Raw genomic sequence first — 18,602 nt, 5'->3', positions numbered from 1 at the left:
CCCGCGGTATTTGCAACCCCATTTCCCCCCCCGTTCCCCGCCTATTTTCCGGGGGGCAAAAACACGGGTGGGGGGCCCCGCCCCCCCCGCGCAATCGGGGGGGGGCGGGCCGGCCCCCGGCCGCCGTCGCCAGTTCGCGGATGCCGGGCTCGATGTGCTGCAGCGCAATCGAGGAGATGCCCAGCCGCATGAAGCGTGACGGCTTTTCGGTGCGGTCGAAGAAGCGGTCGCCGGGCTCGATGATGACGCTGCGCGAGGCGGCGGCCTCGGCCAGCCCGCGCGAATCGGTGCCGCGCGGCCCTTCGAGCCAGAGCGACGCGCCACCGGCGGAATCTGTCGAGCGCCACTCCGGCAGGAAGGCGGAGATCGCGTGGATCAGGCGCTTGCGCCGTTCATCGAAGGCACTCGACAGCCGCCGCACCAGCGCCTCGTGATGGCCAAGCGACAGGAACAGCGCGACCGCGCGCTGGTTGTTGGCCGGCGGATGACGCAGCATGAAGCGACGCAGCGCGCGAAGCTCGGAGATCAGCCCGGCCGAGGCGACGATGTAGCCGAGCCGCAGACCCGGAGCCAGCGTCTTCGACATCGAGCCGACATAGATGACGCGGCCGGAACGGTCGAGGCTCTTCAGCGCCTGCTGCGGCGCCTCGTCCAGAAGCTGGCTGTCATAGCCGTCCTCGATGATGATCTGGTTGTGGCGATTGGCCCGCGCCAGCAAATCCTGCCGGCGCTCCGCCGACAGCGGCACCATGGTCGGGCAATGGTGGCTGGGCGTCACGAAGACGAAGCCGGAATCGCTGGGAATAGAAGCGGTTACAATGCCGGAATGGTCGACCGGGACCGGTGCGACGTCCGCGCCCGCCAGCCGGAAGATCGAGCGTGCGTCGGGATAGCCGGGGTCTTCCATGGCCACCTTGGAGCCCTTGGTCATCAGCAATGTCGCCAGCATGTAGAGCGCGTTCTGCGCGCCGAGCGTGACGATGATCTCATCGGGATTGGCGAAGATGCCGCGCCGCGGCAACAGCCGCGCCTGGATCTGCTCGATCAAAAGCGGATCGTCGCGGTCAACCATGTCGGACGCCCAATTGCGGATCTCGAGCACGGCCAGCGCCATGCGGTTGCACTCGCGCCACTCGGCGGTCGGGAACAGTGCCGGATCGAACTGGCCATAGACGAAGGGGTAGGACGACTTGATCCAGTTGTCGTGCTTGGCCGGCGGCGGCATGTCGCTGGCCGCGATCTGCCGGCGCGCCTTCCAGTCGATCTCGTTGGCCTGGTCTGGCGCCTTCTGGTGCGGTTTGGCAGGCGTCGCCAGCACGTCCGGATTGACGAAATGGCCGCGCCGTTCGCGCGCCACCAGAAAACCCTGGTCGACGAGCTGCTGGAAGGCCAGCACCACGGTGCCGCGCGCCACGCCGAGTTTCTCGGCCAGGATCCGGCAGGACGGAAGCGGCATCGAAGCGGCGATTTGCCGGTCGAGGATGGCGGCGACGATCGCTTGGCGGATCTGCGCCTGCAGGGTCTGGCCGGATTCCGCCGAAATCCGGAACAGGCCGGACCATATGGCCGTGTCGTTTCGCTGTGGCATGGGGATGTTCCTCGATGGCCAGCATTTTTCATCTGGCTGGACCAGTCGAATGTACCGGTGGCACAAGCTGTTGCGCCAATCAATTTTTCTGATCGCTGGGATTTACGCCAGTGATCCTTCCCAAGGGTGACCAAAGCGTCGTCCCGCTGGTGACGCAAAGCGTCATGCCGCTGCCTGACGCAAGGCGTCATCCCCACCGTGACGCCTTGCGTCATCCCCTGCCTGACGCAACGCGTCATCGCGGCGCATTGAAACCAGTGGATTTCGGCTAGATAGTTCGCCGCGACGACACGCGCCGGAAACACCCGGTCTGTTATGTTGGCATTTCAAGGCTCGGAGTGAGGCAGTGGATCAATCGTCCTTTCAGAAACAACTCGACGCCCTGCGCGATCACCGTGCGGCCAAATCGGGCAGCATGCGCGAGGCCTTCGCCGCCGATCCGCAGCGCTTCGAAAAATTCTCCGCCACCGACGGCGACCTGCTGCTCGACTGGTCGAAATGCGCGGTCGATGCGCAGACGATGGTTCTGCTCGAGCAGCTGGCGGCCGCCGCGGATCTCGAAGGCCGGCGCGCGGCGATGTTCTCGGGCAAGAAGATCAACGTCACCGAAGGCCGCGCCGTGCTGCACACCGCGCTGCGCAACCTGAACGGCAAGGGCATCGTGCTCGACGGCCAGGACGTGAAGGCGCAGGTTATCGCCGTGCTCGATGCGATGGGCGGCTTCGCCGATGCCGTGCGCTCCGGCAAGGCGGCCGGCGCCACCGGCAAGAAAATCACCGACATCGTCAACATCGGCATCGGCGGGTCCGACCTTGGCCCGGCCATGGCGACGCTGGCGCTGGCGCCCTATCACGACGGGCCGCGCACGCATTACGTGTCGAACATCGATGGCGCCCATATCCACGACACGCTGAAGGGCCTCTCCGCCGAAACCACGCTGTTCATCGTTGCTTCCAAGACCTTCACCACGATCGAGACGATGACCAATGCCGAGACGGCGCGCGAATGGGTGCAGAAGGCGCTCGGCAAGGAAGCGGTCGGCAAGCATTTCGCCGCCGTCTCGACGGCGCTCGACCTGGTGGCCAAGTTCGGCATTGCGTCCGACCGCGTCTTCGGCTTCTGGGACTGGGTCGGCGGACGCTATTCGGTGTGGGGCGCGATCGGCCTGCCGGTGATGATCGCCGTCGGCCCGAAGAATTTTCGCGCTTTTCTCGATGGCGCGCATGCGATGGACGAACATTTCCAGACGGCGCCGCTGGCCAGCAACCTGCCGGCGCTGATGGGGCTGATCGGCTGGTGGCATCGGGTGATCTGCCAATACCTCGCCCGCGCCGTCATTCCCTACGACCAGCGCCTGTCCAGGCTGCCGGCCTATCTGCAGCAGCTCGATATGGAATCGAACGGCAAGAGCGTCACCCTCGACGGCGGCGCTGTCACCACGCCGACCGGCCCGCTGGTCTGGGGCGAGCCGGGCACCAACGGCCAGCACGCCTTCTTCCAGCTGCTGCACCAGGGCACCGATTTCATTCCGGTCGAATTCCTCGCCGCAGCCATCGGCCATGAGCCGGATCTCAAGCATCACCACGACCTGTTGCTCGCCAACTGCCTGGCGCAGTCGGAGGCGTTCATGAAGGGTCGCACGCTGGAGGAAGCGCGTGCGCAGATGCTGGCAAAGGGCATTGCGCCCACCGAGGTCGACAGGATCGCCCCGCATCGCGTCTTCTCCGGCAACCGGCCCTCGGTGACGATCCTCTACAGACAACTCGATCCGCATACGTTCGGACGGCTGATCGCGCTCTATGAGCACCGCGTCTTCGTCGAGGGCACGCTCTTCAACATCAATTCCTTCGACCAATGGGGCGTCGAGCTGGGCAAGGAACTGGCGACCGGGCTACTGCCTGTCGTGGAAGGCAAGGAGAATGCCGCAAAGCGGGACGCTTCGACTGCCGGACTGGTGGGACACATCCATCGATTGCGCGGATCGGAGTAAGCGGCTTGGCCGAGATCAAAGGAATATTGTTCGACAAGGACGGCACCCTTGTCGACTTCAACGCGACGTGGCTCGGCGTTGCCGATTTCATGGCGATGGATGCGGCGGAGGGCGACCGCTGGAGGGCCGACAGGCTGCTTGCCGCGGCGGGCTACGATTTCGCCACCAAACGCTTCAAGCCCGATTCCATCTTTGCCTCCGGCACCAACATGGATGTCGTCGAGCTTTGGTTTCCGCGACTGTCGGATGAAGACCAGATGCTTGCCGTCGCCCGCTTCAACGAGATCACGTCGGTGCAGGGCTCATCGATGGCGGTGGCGCTGCCGGGCATCGTCGAGACGCTTGGCGTTCTTCACAGGAAATCCTACCGGCTCGGCGTCGCCACCAACGATTCGACCACTGGCGCGGAGAAGACATTGCTGACGCTGGGCGTCGCGCAGCTGTTCGACGCCGCCTATGGTTACGACGCGGTGGCCAATCCGAAACCGGCGCCCGACACGATCCTCGCCTTCTCGGACCTGACCGGCCTGAGGCCTGCCGCGATCGCCGTGGTCGGCGACAATCGCCACGATCTGGAGATGGCGCGGGCCGGCGGCTGCGGTCTGGCGATCGGCGTGCTTTCCGGCACCGGCACGCGGGAATCGCTGTCGCAGATCGCCGACGTCATTCTGGATTCGGTTGCCGATCTGCCCGACTTTCTTTCGGCAAAGGTCAAGGAGACGATCTGAACTCGCCTCTGAGTTGCTCCGGCTCGAACGAGAAGACGCCGCTAGGCTTCGTCGCCGTGCCTTGGCCGACATCCGGCACCTGGTATTTGGCCAGAAGGTGAAGCCGCGAGCGGGGCAAGTAGGCGCGGCCCGGGTCGCCGATCAGCACTTTGATGCCGGCGGCCAGGCAGCGGTCGAGGAAGGGGATGACCCGGTCGGCGAGATCTTGCCGGTAAAACAAGTCGCCGGCTGCCACGACGTCCACTGGCGGCGGCGGACCAGCGGTGATGTCCTCGCCGACGACCGTGATTGCGACGCCGTTCGCCGCCGCATTGAGACCGAGCGCGGCGACGCCGTTGCGGTCGATCTCGGATGCAATCACTTCACTGGCGCCGGCCCTTGCCGCGGCGATACCGACGAGGCCAGACCCGGCGCCGAGATCGAGCACGCGAAGCCCAGCCACGGTCTCCGGTCGATCGAGGATGTAGCGGGCAAGCACCGCGCCGCCGGCCCAGGCATAGGCCCAGTAAGGAGGCTGCGGATCGGGGCCATCCTCGTCGGCTTCGTTTGCTTCTTCTTCCGGCTCGGCTGCTCGTCCTTGTGGACGCGTCAGCCGCCACAGTCCGCTCGCTGGATGGGCTGCATAAAGCCGGATTTCGGGAAGCGCGGCAACAGGGGCGATACGCATGTTCGCCTTGATGAACGTTAGCGGATCGGGGCGGGAAAGCGTATCCGCCGCGTCGTCGACAGTAAGGCTATCGGCCAAAATTGTCCCTATTCCCGCCCAAATTCTTCCTATTCCCGCAACGCCCGCCGCAGGATCTTGCCGACCGGCGTCTTCGGCAGTTCGGTCCGAAACTCGATGTATTTTGGCCGCTTGTAACCGGTCAGGTTCTCGCGGCAATACACAGTCAGCACCTCTGCGGTCAGCAACGGGTCCTTCTTGACGACGAACAGCTTCGGCACCTCGCCTGAATGCTCGTCCGGCACGCCGATCGCGGCAACTTCGAGCACGCCCGGATGCAGCGCCACCACTTCCTCGAGTTCGTTCGGATAGACGTTGAAGCCGGACACAAGGATCATGTCTTTCTTGCGGTCGACGATCTTGGTGTAGCCGCGCTGGTCCATGAAGCCCATGTCGCCCGACTTGAAGAAACCGTCCTTGGTCATCACCTTGGCGGTCTCGTCCGGCCGGTTCCAGTAACCGGCCATCACCTGCGGTCCGCGGATGCAGATCTCGCCGACTTCGCCGGGCGGCAAATCATTGCCGTCTTCGTCGCGGATGGCGATCTCGGTCGAGGGCAGCGGCAGGCCGATCGTGCCGGTGAAGTTGCCGTCGCTGAATGTGTTGGCGGTGGCCACCGGCGAGGTTTCCGAAAGCCCGTAGCCCTCGGTGACCGGGCAGCCGGTCAACGCCTTCCAGCGTTCGGCGACACCCTTCTGCACCGCCATGCCGCCACCCAGCGTCAGGATCAGCGGCTTGAAGTCGAGCTTGCGGAAATCCTCATTGTTGAGCAGCGCGTTGAACAGCGTGTTGAGGCCTGGAAAGATGTGGATCGGGTATTTGCCGAGTTGCTTGACGAAGCCGGGAATGTCGCGCGGATTGGGAATGAGTATGTTCTGGCCGCCCAATTGCATGCCCATCAGTGCGTTCACCGTCAGCGCGAAGATATGATAGAGCGGCAGCGCGCAGATGAAGTTGAGATGCGCCGGTTTTGGCTTGACCGTGAAGGCGTCCTCGATCCACAGCGCGTTCTGCGCCACGTTGGCCAGCACGTTGCTGTGCAGCAGCACCGCGCCCTTCGAGATGCCGGTGGTGCCGCCGGTATATTGCAGGAAGGCGACGTCGTCGGCAGCGACATGCACCGGCTTGAAATTCATGCCGGCGGCTGCCTTCAACGCGGCATTGAATTTGACATGGCCCGGCAGCGACCAGGCCGGCACCATCTTCTTCACGCGGCGCACGACGAGATTGACGATCGCCCCCTTCAGGCCGCCAAGCATGTCGCCCATCGCCGCGACCACGACATGCTTGACCGCCGTTTTGGCGATCACCGCCTGCAAGGTGCTGGCGAAATTCTCGAGAATGACGATGGCTTGCGCGCCGGAATCCTTGAGCTGATGTTCCAGCTCCCGCGGCGTGTAGAGCGGGTTGACGTTGACCACGACATAACCGGCGCGCAGCACTGCCATCATCGCCACCGGATATTGCAGCACGTTCGGCATCATCAGCGCCACGCGTGCGCCTTTCGGCAGTCCCGTCGATTGCAGATAGGCGCCGAAGGCGGCCGATTGCCGCTCGACTTCCGCATAGGTGATGGTCTTGCCCATGCAGGTAAAGGCGGGCCGGCTGGCGTACTGCTTGCAGACGTCGGCGAGCAAATCGCCGATGGAGCCGAAGGGCAGAGTGCCGATCTCGGCCGGAACGACTTTCGGATAGCTTTTGAGCCAGGGTTTTTCCGGCAATCCGGCGGCAACCACATTCGGCAACCTTGTGGCCGGACCTGGGTTTGACGTCGATGCAGCCGCTGTCGGTGCCGCCTTCGCCGCCGGTTTGACGGCGGCGGGCTTTGCGCCAGGCTTCGGCGATACATTGGTCTTCGCGGATACATTGGTCTTGGTGGACACCGCGGCCGCCTTCGGCTTGGTTTTGGCCGTCGGCGCCTTTGGCCCTTGGCTTGTCGGGGGCTTGTCGGGGCTAGCCGGTTGCGCAGCAGGTTTGGCCTTGGCTGTCGCTGGTGCCGTCGTCCTTGGTGTTTTTGCCACTCGTCCCTCCCTCGATTGTTCTTATTGTCTCTGCCTGCTCGCCGCGTCGCCTCCGAATGACAGAGACGTCCTCCGCTGCTGCCGGCATCCAGGAAATCCAGCCTGTCATCTATGTATTGCGACTATCGGCAGCCGTGCAAGTCTGCCCCCGCGGCAAGGTGGGAAGAAATCGTCCGCGGCAACGACCAGCCGAAGGTCGCAGTTCCTCACCAACGCCGGGTTGAAGATCAATAAAAAAATGCAGTCGTTAACATTACCGTGATAGGCGGTAATTGACATTTCCTTCTCCTTTTTGGCGAGTGCGCAGAAATAAATTCTGCTTCCCATGGGGTAGGCAAACGGGGTGTTCCAAAGCCGGAAAAACGGTGCTTATATGCGCGCTTCACGAGCCTGATAGAGGGGCTTGGAAGAACATCAGGGAGTCCTCCATGAAAAAGAAACTGACTTTTGCGGCCGCGTTGCTGGCCGCAAGCGTCCTCGGCGGCATGGCCAATGCGAAACAGCTGGTCTACTGCTCGGAGGCGTCGCCGGCCGGCTTCGACCCGTCGCCGTGGAGCGGTGGCAACGATTTCGACGCGTCGTCGCGCACCATCTATTCGCGCCTGGTCGAGTTCGAACACGGCAAGACCACCATCACGCCTGGCCTCGCCGAGAGCTGGACGGTTTCCGACGACGGTCTCGAATACACGTTCAAGCTTCGGCCGCGCGTGAAGTTCCAGACCACCGACTACTTCACGCCGACGCGCGATCTCAACGCCGACGACGTGATCTTCTCCTTCGAACGCCAGTGGAAGAAGGAAAACCCGTGGTTCGACTATCTAACAGGCACCGGCTGGGAGTATTTTGCCGGCATGGGCTTCCCGGATCTTCTCAAGGAGATCGTCAAGGTCGACGACCTGACTGTGAAATTCGTGCTGAACAAGCCTGAGGTCGCTTTCCTGCCGGATCTCGGCATGGATTTCGCTTCGATCGTCTCCAAGGAATATGCCGACCAGCTCGACAAGGCCGGCACCAGGCAGCAATTCACCCAGAAGCCGATCGGCACCGGTCCGTTCCAGTTCGTCGACTACCAGGTCGACGCGGTCATCCGCTACGCGGCATGGGACGGTTACTATGGCGGCCGCCAGAAGATCGACGATCTGATCTTCGCCATCACGACCGATCCGGCCGTGCGCGCGCAGAAGCTGAAGGCGGGCGAGTGCGATATCATGTCGTACCCGGCGCCGGCCGACATTGCCGGCCTGAAGGCCGACCCGAACCTCAAGGTCGACGAGCAGGAAGGCCTGAACATCGGCTACATGGCCTACAACACGACGCAGGCGCCCTTCGACAAGGTCGAGGTCCGCAAGGCCCTCAACATGGCCGTCAACAAGCAGGCCATTCTCGATGCGGTCTATCAGGGCGCTGGCCAGGCGGCGATAAACCCGATCCCGCCGACGATGTGGTCCTATAACAAGGAGGTCAAGGACGATCCGTACGATCCGGACGCGGCCAAGAAGATGCTGACTGATGCCGGCGTCACGGATCTGTCGATGAAGATCTGGGCAATGCCGGTCAGCCGCCCGTACAATCCGAATGCCCAACGGGTCGCGGAACTGATCCAGGCCGACTACGCCAAAATCGGCGTGAAGGCCGAGATCGTCAGCTACGAATGGACCGAGTATCGCGAACGCGGCAAGCAGAAGGACCGTGACGGCGCCTTCCAGCTCGGCTGGACCGGCGACAATGGCGACCCGGACAACTTCCTGTTCCTGCTCGGCTGCGATGCCATCGGCCAGTCCAACTATGCGATCTGGTGCAACCAGGAGTTCGAAGCCCTGTTGCAGAAGGGCAAGGCGACCACCGATGTCGCCGAGCGCACCAAGATCTACGAGGAGGCTCAGGTCGTGTTCAAGCGTGACGCGCCGTGGCTGACCATCGCCCATTCCAAGGTCTTCATGCCGATGAACAAGAAAGTTACGGGCTTCGTCATGGATCCGCTCGGCATTCATCGGTTTGACGGCGTCGACGTCGCCGAATAACTGCTGAGAAATAGAACGGCGACGCTGGACTTAAAGCGCCGCCGTTCTATGAAGCAAGATGCTCCGCTATCTCCTCCACAAGCTCGCCTTGATCATCCCGACCGTGTTCGGCATATCGCTGGCGGCGTTCGCTTTCGTCCGGCTTCTGCCGGGCGACCCGATCACGGCCTTGGCCGGCGAGCGCGGCGTCAGCCCCGAACGCTACGCCGAGCTTGTCGAGCGGTTTGGCTACGACAGGCCTTATGTCGTCCAGTATCTGGAATATATCGGCAGGGTCCTGACCGGCGACTTCGGCATATCGCTCGCCACCAAGCGGCCGGTGCTCGGTGAATTCCAGGCGCTGTTTCCGGCGACGCTGGAACTGGCGACGATCGCGCTGATCATAGCCGTGCTCATCGGCATTCCCGCCGGCATCTTCGCCGCGGTCAAGCGCGGATCCTGGTTCGACCAGGCGACGATGGGCGTGGCGCTGACCGGCTATTCGATGCCGATCTTCTGGTGGGGACTGCTGCTCATCATCTTCTTCTCCGGCTATCTCGGCTGGACGCCGGTTTCCGGCCGCATCGGCCTTCAATATTTCTTCAAGCCGACGACGGGGTTCATGCTGATCGACAGCCTGATCTCCGGCAAGAGCGGCGCTTTCAGGTCCGCCGCCAGTCATCTTGTCCTGCCGGCGATCGTGCTGGCGACAATCCCGCTCGCCGTCATAGCGCGCCAGACGCGGTCGGCGATGCTGGAGGTGCTGGGCGAAGACTACGTCCGCACCGCCCGCGCCAAGGGTCTGGCGCCGCGTCGCGTCATCGGGCTCCACGCTTTTCGCAATGCGCTGATCCCCGTCGTCACCACCATCGGCCTGCAGGTCGGCACGCTGATGGCGGGCGCCATCCTGACCGAAACGATCTTTTCCTGGCCCGGTATCGGCAAGTGGATGATCGACGCGATCGCCAAGCGCGACTATGTTGTCGTCCAGAGCGGCTTGCTGATCATCGCGCTGATCGTCATGGCGGTGAACCTGATCGTCGACGTGCTCTACGCCGTCATCAACCCACGTATCCGGGTGCAGTGAGATGACCGACCAAACCACGGCAGAAGCCACCGCCGCCTCCATTCCGACCGGCGGCCGGCAACGCGCCTTCACCGAGTTCTGGCATTACTACTCGATGAACACCGGCGCCGTCATCGGCCTGGTCGTGTTCACTGCGCTGGTGCTGGTGGCGATCTTCGCGCCGTTGGTCGCGCCGCATTCGCCTGACGAACAGTTCCGCGATGCGCTGCTGGCGCCGCCGGCCTGGCAGGAGGGCGGCAGATCGACGTTCCTGCTCGGCACCGACGCCGTTGGCCGCGACATGCTTTCGCGGCTGATTTTCGGGGCTCGGTTCTCGCTGTTCATCGGTCTGGTCGTCGTTGTTTTCTCGCTGACCAGCGGCATCGTCCTCGGCGTGCTCGCCGGCTATTTCCGCGGCTGGGTCGATACGCTGATCATGCGCGTCATGGACGTCATCCTGGCCTTCCCGTCGCTGCTGCTTGCCCTGGTTCTGGTGGCGATCCTCGGACCCGGCCTGTTCAACGCCATGCTGGCGATCGCTCTGGTGCTGCAGCCGCATTTCGCGCGGCTCACCCGTGCGGCGGTGATGGCCGAAAAGAACCGCGAGTATGTGATCTCCGCCAAGGTGGCCGGTGCCAGCCATCTCAGGCTGATGGTGAAGACGATCCTGCCGAACTGCATGGCGCCGCTGATCGTGCAGGCGACGCTGTCCTTCTCCAACGCCATTCTCGAGGCCGCGGCTCTCGGCTTCCTTGGCGTCGGCGCGCAGCCCCCAACGCCGGAATGGGGTACAATGCTGGCCACGGCGCGCGAGTTCATCCTGCGCGCGCCATGGGTGGTGACCTTCCCCGGCCTTGCCATCCTGATCACGGTGCTCGCCATCAACCTGATCGGCGATGGCCTGCGCGATGCCTTCGACCCCAAGCTGAAGCGGTCGTGACCATGCCTCTTCTCGACATCAAGAACCTCACCGTGTCGTTCGATACCGCCGCCGGACCGTTCATGGCCGTGCAAGGCATCGACCTGTCGATCGAGCCGCGCGAGGTGCTGGCGATCGTCGGCGAATCCGGCTCCGGCAAATCGGTGGCGATGCTGGCGGTGATGGGGCTGTTGCCGAACACGGCGACGGTAAAGGCCGATCGCATGGCCTTCGACGGCATCGACCTGCTTGAGCTCAGCCCGTCCGAGCGCCGCAAGATCGTCGGCAAGGACATCTCGATGATCTTCCAGGAGCCGATCGCCAGCCTCAACCCGTGTTTCACCGCTGGTTTCCAGATCGAGGAGGTGCTGCGCTTCCATTTGGGCATGGACCGCGCCCAGCGTCGGGCCCGCGCCATCGAGCTGATGAAGCTGGTCGGCATCGCCGATCCGGAAGAGCGGCTGAACTCGTTCCCGCATCAGATGTCGGGCGGCCAGTGCCAGCGCGTCATGATCGCCATCGCCATCGCCTGCAACCCCAAGTTGCTGATCGCCGATGAGCCGACCACCGCGCTCGACGTCACCATCCAGAAGCAGATTCTCGACCTTTTGGTCGGCCTGCAGGCCAAATACGGCATGGGGCTGATCATGATCACCCACAATATGGGCGTCGTGGCCGAGACCGCCGACCGCGTCATCGTCCAGTACAAGGGCCGCAAGATGGAAGAGGCCGACGTTCTGTCGCTGTTCGAGCAGCCGAAGAGCAACTACACCCGGGCGCTGCTGTCGGCGCTGCCGGAAAACGCCGTCGGCGACCGGCTGCCGACCATTTCCGACATGCTGTTCGAACCGGCTCCGTCTGCCGTGGGAAGCGGGCCTGCGACGGGAGCCGCGTCATGAGCGTGGCGGTTCTCGAAGGCAAGAACATCGTGCGCGACTACCATGTCGGCGGCGGCCTGTTTCGCCCCTCGCGCACGGTGCACGCGGTCAAGGGCGTTTCGTTCAGCGTCGAAAAGGGCAAGACGCTGGCCATCGTCGGCGAAAGCGGCTGCGGCAAGTCAACGCTCGCACGTATCATAACCCTGATCGATCCCGCGACGGCGGGCGAGCTCTTCATCGACGGCAACAAGGTCGACATCGCCAGGGATGGGCTGACGAAGGAGATGCGCCGCAAGGTGCAGATCGTCTTCCAGAACCCTTACGGTTCGCTCAATCCGCGCCAGAAGATCGGCGACGTGCTGGGCGAGCCGCTGCTCATCAACACCGACACGCCAGCCGACGAGCGGCGCGATCTCGCCATGAAGATGCTGAAGAAGGTCGGCCTCGGACCGGAGCATTACAACCGTTACCCGCATATGTTCTCGGGCGGCCAGCGCCAGCGCATCGCCATTGCCCGCGCGCTGATGCTCAATCCGAGCCTTTTGGTGCTCGACGAACCGGTCTCGGCGCTCGACCTGTCGGTGCAGGCGCAGGTGCTCAACCTGCTCGCCGACCTGCAGGACGAGTTCGAGCTGACCTATGTCTTCATCAGCCACGACCTGTCGGTGGTGCGCTACATCGCTGACGATGTGATGGTCATGTATTACGGCGAGGCCGTCGAATACGGCTCGCGCGACGAGGTCTTTGCCGACCCCAAGCACAGCTACACCAAGACGCTGTTCGCGGCGACGCCGCGCGCCGATGTCGCCAGCATCAAGGCGAGGCTGGCGAAGAAGAAGGCCGCCTGACGCCGCAATTGCGGTACCCAGCCCATGCTGAGGTTCAGGGCGCCGGCTGATCAAAGGCTGCAGCGACCGCGATTCCTACGGAATGCAGTGCTTCTCGACGTCACGCGCGGTGAACTCTGCTGCTCGCCGCCATGCTTCGTCGGTATCTCCCCGGTAAGTCAGGTATCGATCGCAGACAGGTTTGTTGTTGCTCAAATCCAGCACTGCAAACTTCACCCAGCCGACCAGCGTGCTCATCTTGTGCACCTGACCGATCAGGAGATATTTCGCGCTGGCTGTTTTTGCCTGTTTCGAGAGATCGACAAGGCCGGGGTCCTTGATCGTGCACTGTTCTGCCTGACAGGGTAACGCGACGAGCTTGATCTTCTCCGAAAGGCCATCCTGCAACGCAACGCCAAATGCCTTCAGTCGCGCTTCGTGTTCGGCGGTCTGGTCCCTGACTTCGCCTGATGTATCCCTGAACTCGAAATCCGCGACAGCGAGGGTCGCTGGCTCGACGACATCGGCAAAAGCGGCCGGCGCAAGTAGACCAGCGCCCATCAGGATCAGGAAAAATTGTCCACACTCAAAAAGTCGAAATCGAACTTCCGCACTTTGCACCTTGAGCATCTCGTTTCTCCGAGGTTAGGACGATACCCATCCCAATGACGGTGCCGATTTGTCTCTTCGCGCTGTTGGAAGACGCGGAAGCGGGCGCAGACTACCCGGTTGCGTCGCGACGTCAACTTTCAACCCGTTACTGGGTGGACTCCACCTCCGCGACAACCAGCTTGCCTTTGGCGCGCGAGATTTCGAGTGCCTGGCCGGCCCCTGTCAACGCGCCCGGGACCGAGATCACGAACGCCTGGCCCTCGCTGAGGGTCGCGACGAAGCGTACTGGCAGGTTTTCTTCGCCCGCCGCCATCGTGGTGACCACCCGGTAGCCGTCATCCGCCTCCGTGTAGTAGACGACGCCATGAAAATTTCCGAGATCGACGGTCCCACCCTGACGGGCCGTGAGTTCGCCGGCAGAAGCGGAACCTGCCACGACGCAAAGCGCCGCAAGTGCTGTGTATCTGAACATCGTGTTTCTCTCCATTTGGAATTGTCGTTTGGGTGGGTGGTCGCCTGCGGCTGCATCCCCAAAAATTACGCGGCGAGCTGATCCTCACGGGCAGCCGCGATCATTACGCTGGCGAGCAACCCGTAGGCCGCCTCCCAAGCCTCGCGGACAGCCGGCGTAAAAGCCGTGCCGAGGCCGGCCGCCAGCGTCTCGATGAGCGCTTGCCCGACGATCGGGTAATGACGCTCCTCGACACCGTAAGTCACGTGACGCCTGGCGAGCACGCGCACCGTCGGCAGGATGGTGTCGGCTCGGTCCAGTCCATGCACGACGAAGCCGAGGCTCGCTATCAGCTTGGCGCCTTGCTTGGACATGTATGTCACCGGAAACAGCGCGCGAAGATCCGCGTCGATCGCGAACAGGCGCTCGTAGAACAGCGCGGAGGCGGCCACGCGGATCGGCACGATCTCGCGAAAACTGTCCTGGACAAGTCTGGTCTGGTCGGGTGTCATCGGCGACGCTCCTGCGTTCCTGCTCTTGCGGCGACCATCGCCCCAAAGCGTTTCGTATACATGTCGCCTGCGCCTGGATGTGTTTCAGTTGTGTCTCAATTGGTTTTCAGTTCGCGCTCATTTGACTTCTTTATCGAGAGGCACGCCGAGAGTGCCAGGCCGAACTCTCGCGGACCTCGACCTGACCATAGCTGAAAACCTGGGGCGCGGCGCCAGCTTGGAACTGCATCGGCAGTCGGTCATTATATCGGGGAGCCGGTCCCTATGCCTCCGTTCGGATGGAGAAATCATGCTGCGGATACTCATTGCTTCGTCTCTTCTTCTCGCCTTCGGTGCGCCCTCGACCACGCTCGCGCAGGACAGCATCGAGAGCGAAACAGGCCGCGTTGCGGTCAAGACCTTTGCCGAAGGGCTCGAGCATCCCTGGGGCGCGACCTACCTGCCCGACGGCGCGTTGCTGGTCACCGAGCGTCCGGGGCGGCTGCGGCTCGTCTCGACCGACGAAGCCGTTTCCGACCCGATCGACGGTGTGCCGGACGTCCTTGCCAGCGGACAAGGCGGTCTGCTGGATGTGGCGCTCGATCCGGACTTTGCCGACAACCGAACGGTTTATCTCTCCTATTCGGAGCAACGCGGCGGCGGCGCGGCCACCTCGGTCGGCCGTGGACGCCTGGACGAGAACGGCAGCGCGCTTTCGAACTTCGAAGTGATCTTCCGGCAGGAACCAGCCGTATCCAGCCGGCTGCACTACGGCTCCCGCCTGGTATTCGCGCCGGATGGCAAGCTCTTCGTCACGCTCGGTGAGCGCGGCAAGATGCGAGAGGCGCAGGACCCGAACAATCATCTCGGCACGATCGTCCGCATCAACCCCGATGGTTCCGTGCCTGACGACAATCCCTTCGTCGGCAAGAACGGCGCCGACGAGATCTGGTCCTACGGCCATCGCAATGTGCAAAGTGCTGCGCTCCATCCCCAAACCGGCGTGCTCTGGACGGCGGAAATGGGACCGCTCGGCGGCGATGAGCTGAACATTCCGCAAGCGGGCAGGAATCACGGCTGGCCCTTGGTCAGCTGGGGCCGGCACTATTCGGGCGAACGCATCCCCGAACCGTCGACGCGGCCGGAGTTTGCCGACTCCATCCATAGCTGGACACCCGTCATCTCGCCTTCCGGCATGACCTTCTACACCGGCGACATGTTTGCCGATTGGCGCGGCGACCTCTTGATTGGCGGACTGTCGGCGGAAGGCATCGTTCGTGTCAGGATCGATGGAAAGCAGGTCGCCGGCGAGGAAGTCCTCGCTCTCGGCAGGCGTATCCGGGACGTGGTGCAAGCTCCCGACGGCGCGGTCATGGCTCTGACCGACGAACCAGCGGGAAAGATATTGCGACTGACGCCGGCAGCAGCGTCGCAGTGATGCCGCGCAGTGGCGCTTGCGAAAGGGCCGACCATCCTCGCTGCCGCACTTTTTGCCACATTTTTAAATCATTCGAAACGTTGCGTTTCGATACGACAGAAAGCGCAATGGTATCAGTGGATTAGTGGTGCCGCTTAGGTGACTCGAACACCTGACCCCATCATTACGAATGATGGCCCAGCGGGTTTCTGCGGGTTTCCGGTGATCACCTCAAAATCATCTAAATAGCGAACGCATGGTGCGCGACATCGCCGCCGGCAAGACCGCCAAGGACGAGAAGGTCGGCCCGCGCCGCCGCATCATCGTCAAGGGCGGCGCGGGGGCGGCGCGCCGGGTGGTGCGAGTTCTCTCGGCCATGTTCAGCTTTGCGCTTCGCCGCACGCCACCGCTGGCGGCGCAGAACCCCTGCGAGAAGGCGAAGGTCAACAAGGTCGACGGCAAGCGCACGCGGTTCCTCGACCTCGACGAGGTGCGCCGCCTCGGCAAGGCGCTCGACGCGCTGGAGGCCGAAGGCGTCAACCCGAAGGCGCTCAACATCACGCGGTTGTGGGCGCTGACCGGCTGCCGGCGCGATGAGATGGCCGGGCTCAAATGGAGCGAGGTCGATGACAAGCACGCCTGTCTCAGGCTCGCCACAAGCAAGACCGGCAGGAGCATCCGGCCGCTCGCGGCACCAGCTCTGATACTGCTGGCATCGCTGCCGCGCTACGCCAAGGCGAGCGAGGCGGATGGCCTGTCGCCGTGGGTGTTTCCGGCCGAGCGCGGCAACCGCCATTTCCAAGGCACCAAGGGACTATGGCCAAAGATCGTGAAGAAGGCCGAACTGACCGGCGTCACGCCGCACACCCTGCACCACACGCTCGACTCGCATTCCGTGTCCTTCGGTGAGACGCTGGCGATGACGGGGGCGATCCTCGGCCACGCCGATCACCAGTCGACTGCGATCTATGCTCATCTTCAGGCATCGCCCGTCCAGCGTGCCGCTGACCGTGCGGTGGGGCCAATCGCGGCGCCGCTCGCCGGCAAGACGCCCGGCAAGCTGCTGCCGATGAAGAAGCGGGCGGCCCGATGAAATCGCTCGCCTTGCCGCCTGCGAGCCGCAGGCAGGCGCACGCAGCCGCCGGGTGGTGGGTTCCATCGTCCTAAGCCTCGCGCTCGGCCTGAGCCTTCTGTGGCCGCTCCGACATCGACGCGCCGGCTGGCGGGGCTGCACGGCACCGACAACCACTACTCGCGCCAGTATCAGCAGGGGTATCTCGCCCGTCATGCCGGGCACGTCCGCAAACCCTTAATTTCACGATGAAATTCTTCGCGTGATCCTAACGCCCTCTTAAGCGATTCCAGTCAACTTCGATAGAACCTAACATAGGTAGCAGGGTGCGGCAGTAGCACGCGAACCACCCTGCGCATGGCCGTAAGTCGATTGTCACTGCAACAAATGCCAGCCTGTGTTGCAAATGTACAACTGCGCATTGTGAGAAACGCTGCTAAAAATGTAATTTAGAATTCTACCTACCTTCACGAAGAGGCTCGCCCACATGAAGAAGTTGCTGCTAGGACTTTCGTTTTCGCTGCTCGCTTCCACGGCCTTTGCCGCGGACGCCGTGGTTGAGGACGTGGCGATTGAAGCGCCAAGCGTATTCGTATGGACTGGCGGCTATGTCGGCCTTCAAGCGGGCTACCTTTGGGGAGATTCCACCGCCGACTACTCGGATACCGGCTTTCCCGGTTTCACATCCCCAATCGACCCCGACGGATGGTTCGGCGGTGTCTATGCGGGTTACAACTATCAGTTCAGCAACGCGCTGGTGCTCGGCGTCGAAGCCGACATAAGTTATGCCGACGTCGATGGATCAAGCCCCCTTTTGAACCCCGCCGGAGATCCGGTAGCTGGCCAGAGCTTCGACGGAGAGATCGACTGGGTGGGGTCTGTTCGCGCGCGGGTCGGCTACGCGATCGACCGATTTCTGCCGTTCGTCACCGGTGGCGTTTCGTTCGCCCACTACGACGTAGGCAACACGGTCTTTGGCACGACCGAACACGCTTTGGACGAGACCCTGACTGGGTGGACCATCGGGGGCGGCGTGGAATACGCATTTACTGACAATCTGCTCGGCAAGATCGAGTATCGTTATGCCGACTACGGGGACGAACGAGCCGGAGCAGTTGCATTCGATGACTACGACGTCGATCTCGAAACTCACGACGTCCGCCTCGGTATAGCCTACAAGTTCTGATCGTCGCGAGGGCGGGTTTCTCGTTCCGGCGCTCACTCTCCCTTGGCATTATCGGAGGAGATAACTTCTCCGAGCGTGCCCTTCTTCGTCTCGACCGTTCAGGTCTCGACACCCTCCCCGCCGCGTGAGGCGTGGACGGGCGATAGCAGGCAACTTGACCCGCCGCTGCCGGCGCCGCCACCGCGGCCTTGATCGCGAGTTCAGCATTTGCCACCGAGCCGACGATGGAACTGCCGGAACCGGCGTCGCAGGCGACTGCACACACGAAACCGGAGCCGGCTGCGACGCCGGCCTCCCTCTGCGCGACGATAGGCGAAACCGCCAACTCGCTGATGACGGCACGGCAACTCGACACGCCGATGTCGAAGGTCCACCAGATCGAAACCACACCAGAGATCAATCAAGCCATGCGCGCGATGGTCACGTTCGCCTACGAGCAGCCGGCATACTCGTCGGACGAAGGGCGCAAGCGCGCCGCGAAACGCTTCCGCAACGAAGTCGAACTGGCCTGCTACACAAAGTACAGCGAATGACGCCTCGATGGGGCTAGATCAGCGTACAGCGAATGACGCCTCGATGGGGCTAGATCAGCGTACAGCGAATGACGCCTCGATGGGGCTAGATCAGCGAAC

17 protein-coding genes are annotated in these 18,602 nt (G+C 63.0%); 11 read left to right on the top strand and 6 right to left on the bottom strand.

The window, feature by feature from the left end:
* The coding region (gene pdxR, locus AC0L18_RS03175; RefSeq protein WP_473490579.1) for a MocR-like pyridoxine biosynthesis transcription factor PdxR at positions 1 to 1,588 on the bottom strand (1,588 nt) is incomplete at its 3' end.
* Between the two features lie 346 nt (positions 1,589 to 1,934).
* Between pdxR and pgi the strand changes: the two genes are divergently transcribed.
* A complete protein-coding gene (pgi, locus tag AC0L18_RS03170; RefSeq protein ID WP_473490578.1) occupies positions 1,935 to 3,578 on the top strand; it encodes a glucose-6-phosphate isomerase in 1,644 nt (547 codons plus the stop codon).
* Positions 3,579 to 3,583: 5 nt separating this feature from the next.
* A complete protein-coding gene (locus AC0L18_RS03165) occupies positions 3,584 to 4,306 on the top strand; it encodes an HAD family hydrolase (protein ID WP_473490577.1) in 723 nt (240 codons plus the stop codon).
* Here the strand turns inward: AC0L18_RS03165 and AC0L18_RS03160 are convergent.
* Together AC0L18_RS03160 and AC0L18_RS03155 are read right to left on the bottom strand one after the other, a co-directional pair.
* Positions 4,290 to 5,051 (bottom strand): class I SAM-dependent methyltransferase, encoded by a 762-nt coding sequence (locus tag AC0L18_RS03160; RefSeq protein ID WP_473490576.1) that lies wholly within the window; start codon positions 5,049 to 5,051, stop codon positions 4,290 to 4,292. The genes AC0L18_RS03165 and AC0L18_RS03160 overlap by 17 nt on opposite strands.
* Before the next feature lie 29 nt (positions 5,052 to 5,080).
* Positions 5,081 to 7,051, bottom strand: coding sequence for a long-chain-fatty-acid--CoA ligase (locus tag AC0L18_RS03155; protein ID WP_473490575.1), 1,971 nt, complete (start codon positions 7,049 to 7,051; stop codon positions 5,081 to 5,083).
* Positions 7,052 to 7,479: 428 nt separating this feature from the next.
* Here AC0L18_RS03155 and AC0L18_RS03150 point away from each other — a divergent pair, with 428 nt between their 5' ends.
* From AC0L18_RS03150 to AC0L18_RS03130, 5 genes are read left to right on the top strand one after another with little or no spacing between them, the layout of a single operon-like run.
* Positions 7,480 to 9,072, top strand: a complete 1,593-nt coding sequence (locus AC0L18_RS03150) for an ABC transporter substrate-binding protein (protein WP_473490574.1) — start codon at positions 7,480 to 7,482, stop codon at positions 9,070 to 9,072.
* 58 nt (positions 9,073 to 9,130) lie between these two features.
* Entirely contained in the window at positions 9,131 to 10,138 is a 1,008-nt protein-coding gene (locus tag AC0L18_RS03145) for an ABC transporter permease subunit (RefSeq protein WP_027151636.1), read from the top strand.
* 1 nt (position 10,139) lies between these two features.
* Positions 10,140 to 11,057 (top strand): ABC transporter permease subunit, encoded by a 918-nt coding sequence (locus AC0L18_RS03140; RefSeq protein WP_023802898.1) that lies wholly within the window; start codon positions 10,140 to 10,142, stop codon positions 11,055 to 11,057.
* Between the two features lie 2 nt (positions 11,058 to 11,059).
* Positions 11,060 to 11,935 (top strand): ABC transporter ATP-binding protein, encoded by an 876-nt coding sequence (locus tag AC0L18_RS03135; protein WP_473490677.1) that lies wholly within the window; start codon positions 11,060 to 11,062, stop codon positions 11,933 to 11,935.
* Positions 11,932 to 12,762 (top strand): dipeptide ABC transporter ATP-binding protein, encoded by an 831-nt coding sequence (locus AC0L18_RS03130; protein WP_473490573.1) that lies wholly within the window; start codon positions 11,932 to 11,934, stop codon positions 12,760 to 12,762. The genes AC0L18_RS03135 and AC0L18_RS03130 overlap by 4 nt, the downstream gene beginning before the upstream one ends.
* 75 nt (positions 12,763 to 12,837) lie before the next feature.
* On the opposite strand, the gene AC0L18_RS03125 is transcribed toward AC0L18_RS03130, so the two are convergent.
* The 3 genes from AC0L18_RS03125 to AC0L18_RS03115 form a co-directional block, all read right to left on the bottom strand.
* Positions 12,838 to 13,371 carry a DUF2380 domain-containing protein gene (locus AC0L18_RS03125; RefSeq protein WP_287217706.1) on the bottom strand — a complete coding sequence of 178 codons (534 nt, stop codon included), beginning with the start codon at positions 13,369 to 13,371 and terminating at the stop codon, positions 12,838 to 12,840.
* 127 nt (positions 13,372 to 13,498) lie between these two features.
* Positions 13,499 to 13,825, bottom strand: a complete 327-nt coding sequence (locus AC0L18_RS03120) for a hypothetical protein (RefSeq protein WP_473490572.1) — start codon at positions 13,823 to 13,825, stop codon at positions 13,499 to 13,501.
* 65 nt (positions 13,826 to 13,890) lie between these two features.
* Positions 13,891 to 14,316: a globin family protein gene (locus AC0L18_RS03115; protein ID WP_473490571.1), complete on the bottom strand. Its 426-nt coding sequence runs from the start codon at positions 14,314 to 14,316 to the stop codon at positions 13,891 to 13,893.
* Positions 14,317 to 14,605: 289 nt separating this feature from the next.
* Here AC0L18_RS03115 and AC0L18_RS03110 point away from each other — a divergent pair, with 289 nt between their 5' ends.
* The 4 genes from AC0L18_RS03110 (at position 14,606) to AC0L18_RS03095 (ending at position 18,503) form a co-directional block, all read left to right on the top strand.
* Positions 14,606 to 15,733, top strand: a complete 1,128-nt coding sequence (locus AC0L18_RS03110; protein WP_473490570.1) for a PQQ-dependent sugar dehydrogenase — start codon at positions 14,606 to 14,608, stop codon at positions 15,731 to 15,733.
* 235 nt (positions 15,734 to 15,968) lie between these two features.
* A complete protein-coding gene (locus AC0L18_RS03105; RefSeq protein ID WP_473490569.1) occupies positions 15,969 to 16,805 on the top strand; it encodes a tyrosine-type recombinase/integrase in 837 nt (278 codons plus the stop codon).
* A gap of 466 nt (positions 16,806 to 17,271) precedes the next feature.
* Positions 17,272 to 17,970, top strand: coding sequence for an outer membrane protein (locus AC0L18_RS03100; RefSeq protein ID WP_473490568.1), 699 nt, complete (start codon positions 17,272 to 17,274; stop codon positions 17,968 to 17,970).
* 224 nt (positions 17,971 to 18,194) lie between these two features.
* On the top strand, positions 18,195 to 18,503 hold the full coding sequence (locus tag AC0L18_RS03095) for a hypothetical protein (protein WP_473490567.1): 309 nt from the start codon (positions 18,195 to 18,197) through the stop codon (positions 18,501 to 18,503).
* The last annotated feature ends 99 nt before the right edge of the window (positions 18,504 to 18,602 follow it).

This window comes from Mesorhizobium sp. WSM4819, from assembly GCF_055811215.1.
The sequence above is the reverse complement of the archived record's forward strand: the minus strand, read 5'-3'. Positions and strand labels throughout refer to the sequence as shown.

Bases quoted from the DNA above. Each gene is read 5' to 3' on its own strand.
- AC0L18_RS03150 (WP_473490574.1), top strand. From the start codon at position 7,480: ATGAAAAAGAAACTGACTTTTGCGGCCGCGTTGCTGGCCGCAAGCGTC.
- AC0L18_RS03145 (WP_027151636.1), top strand. From the start codon at position 9,131: ATGCTCCGCTATCTCCTCCACAAGCTCGCCTTGATCATCCCGACCGTG.
- AC0L18_RS03140 (WP_023802898.1), top strand. From the start codon at position 10,140: ATGACCGACCAAACCACGGCAGAAGCCACCGCCGCCTCCATTCCGACC.
- AC0L18_RS03135 (WP_473490677.1), top strand. From the start codon at position 11,060: ATGCCTCTTCTCGACATCAAGAACCTCACCGTGTCGTTCGATACCGCC.
- AC0L18_RS03130 (WP_473490573.1), top strand. From the start codon at position 11,932: ATGAGCGTGGCGGTTCTCGAAGGCAAGAACATCGTGCGCGACTACCAT.
- AC0L18_RS03125 (WP_287217706.1), bottom strand. From the start codon at position 13,371: ATGCTCAAGGTGCAAAGTGCGGAAGTTCGATTTCGACTTTTTGAGTGT.
- AC0L18_RS03120 (WP_473490572.1), bottom strand. From the start codon at position 13,825: ATGTTCAGATACACAGCACTTGCGGCGCTTTGCGTCGTGGCAGGTTCC.
- AC0L18_RS03115 (WP_473490571.1), bottom strand. From the start codon at position 14,316: ATGACACCCGACCAGACCAGACTTGTCCAGGACAGTTTTCGCGAGATC.
- AC0L18_RS03110 (WP_473490570.1), top strand. From the start codon at position 14,606: ATGCTGCGGATACTCATTGCTTCGTCTCTTCTTCTCGCCTTCGGTGCG.
- AC0L18_RS03105 (WP_473490569.1), top strand. From the start codon at position 15,969: ATGGTGCGCGACATCGCCGCCGGCAAGACCGCCAAGGACGAGAAGGTC.
- AC0L18_RS03100 (WP_473490568.1), top strand. From the start codon at position 17,272: ATGAAGAAGTTGCTGCTAGGACTTTCGTTTTCGCTGCTCGCTTCCACG.
- AC0L18_RS03095 (WP_473490567.1), top strand. From the start codon at position 18,195: ATGGAACTGCCGGAACCGGCGTCGCAGGCGACTGCACACACGAAACCG.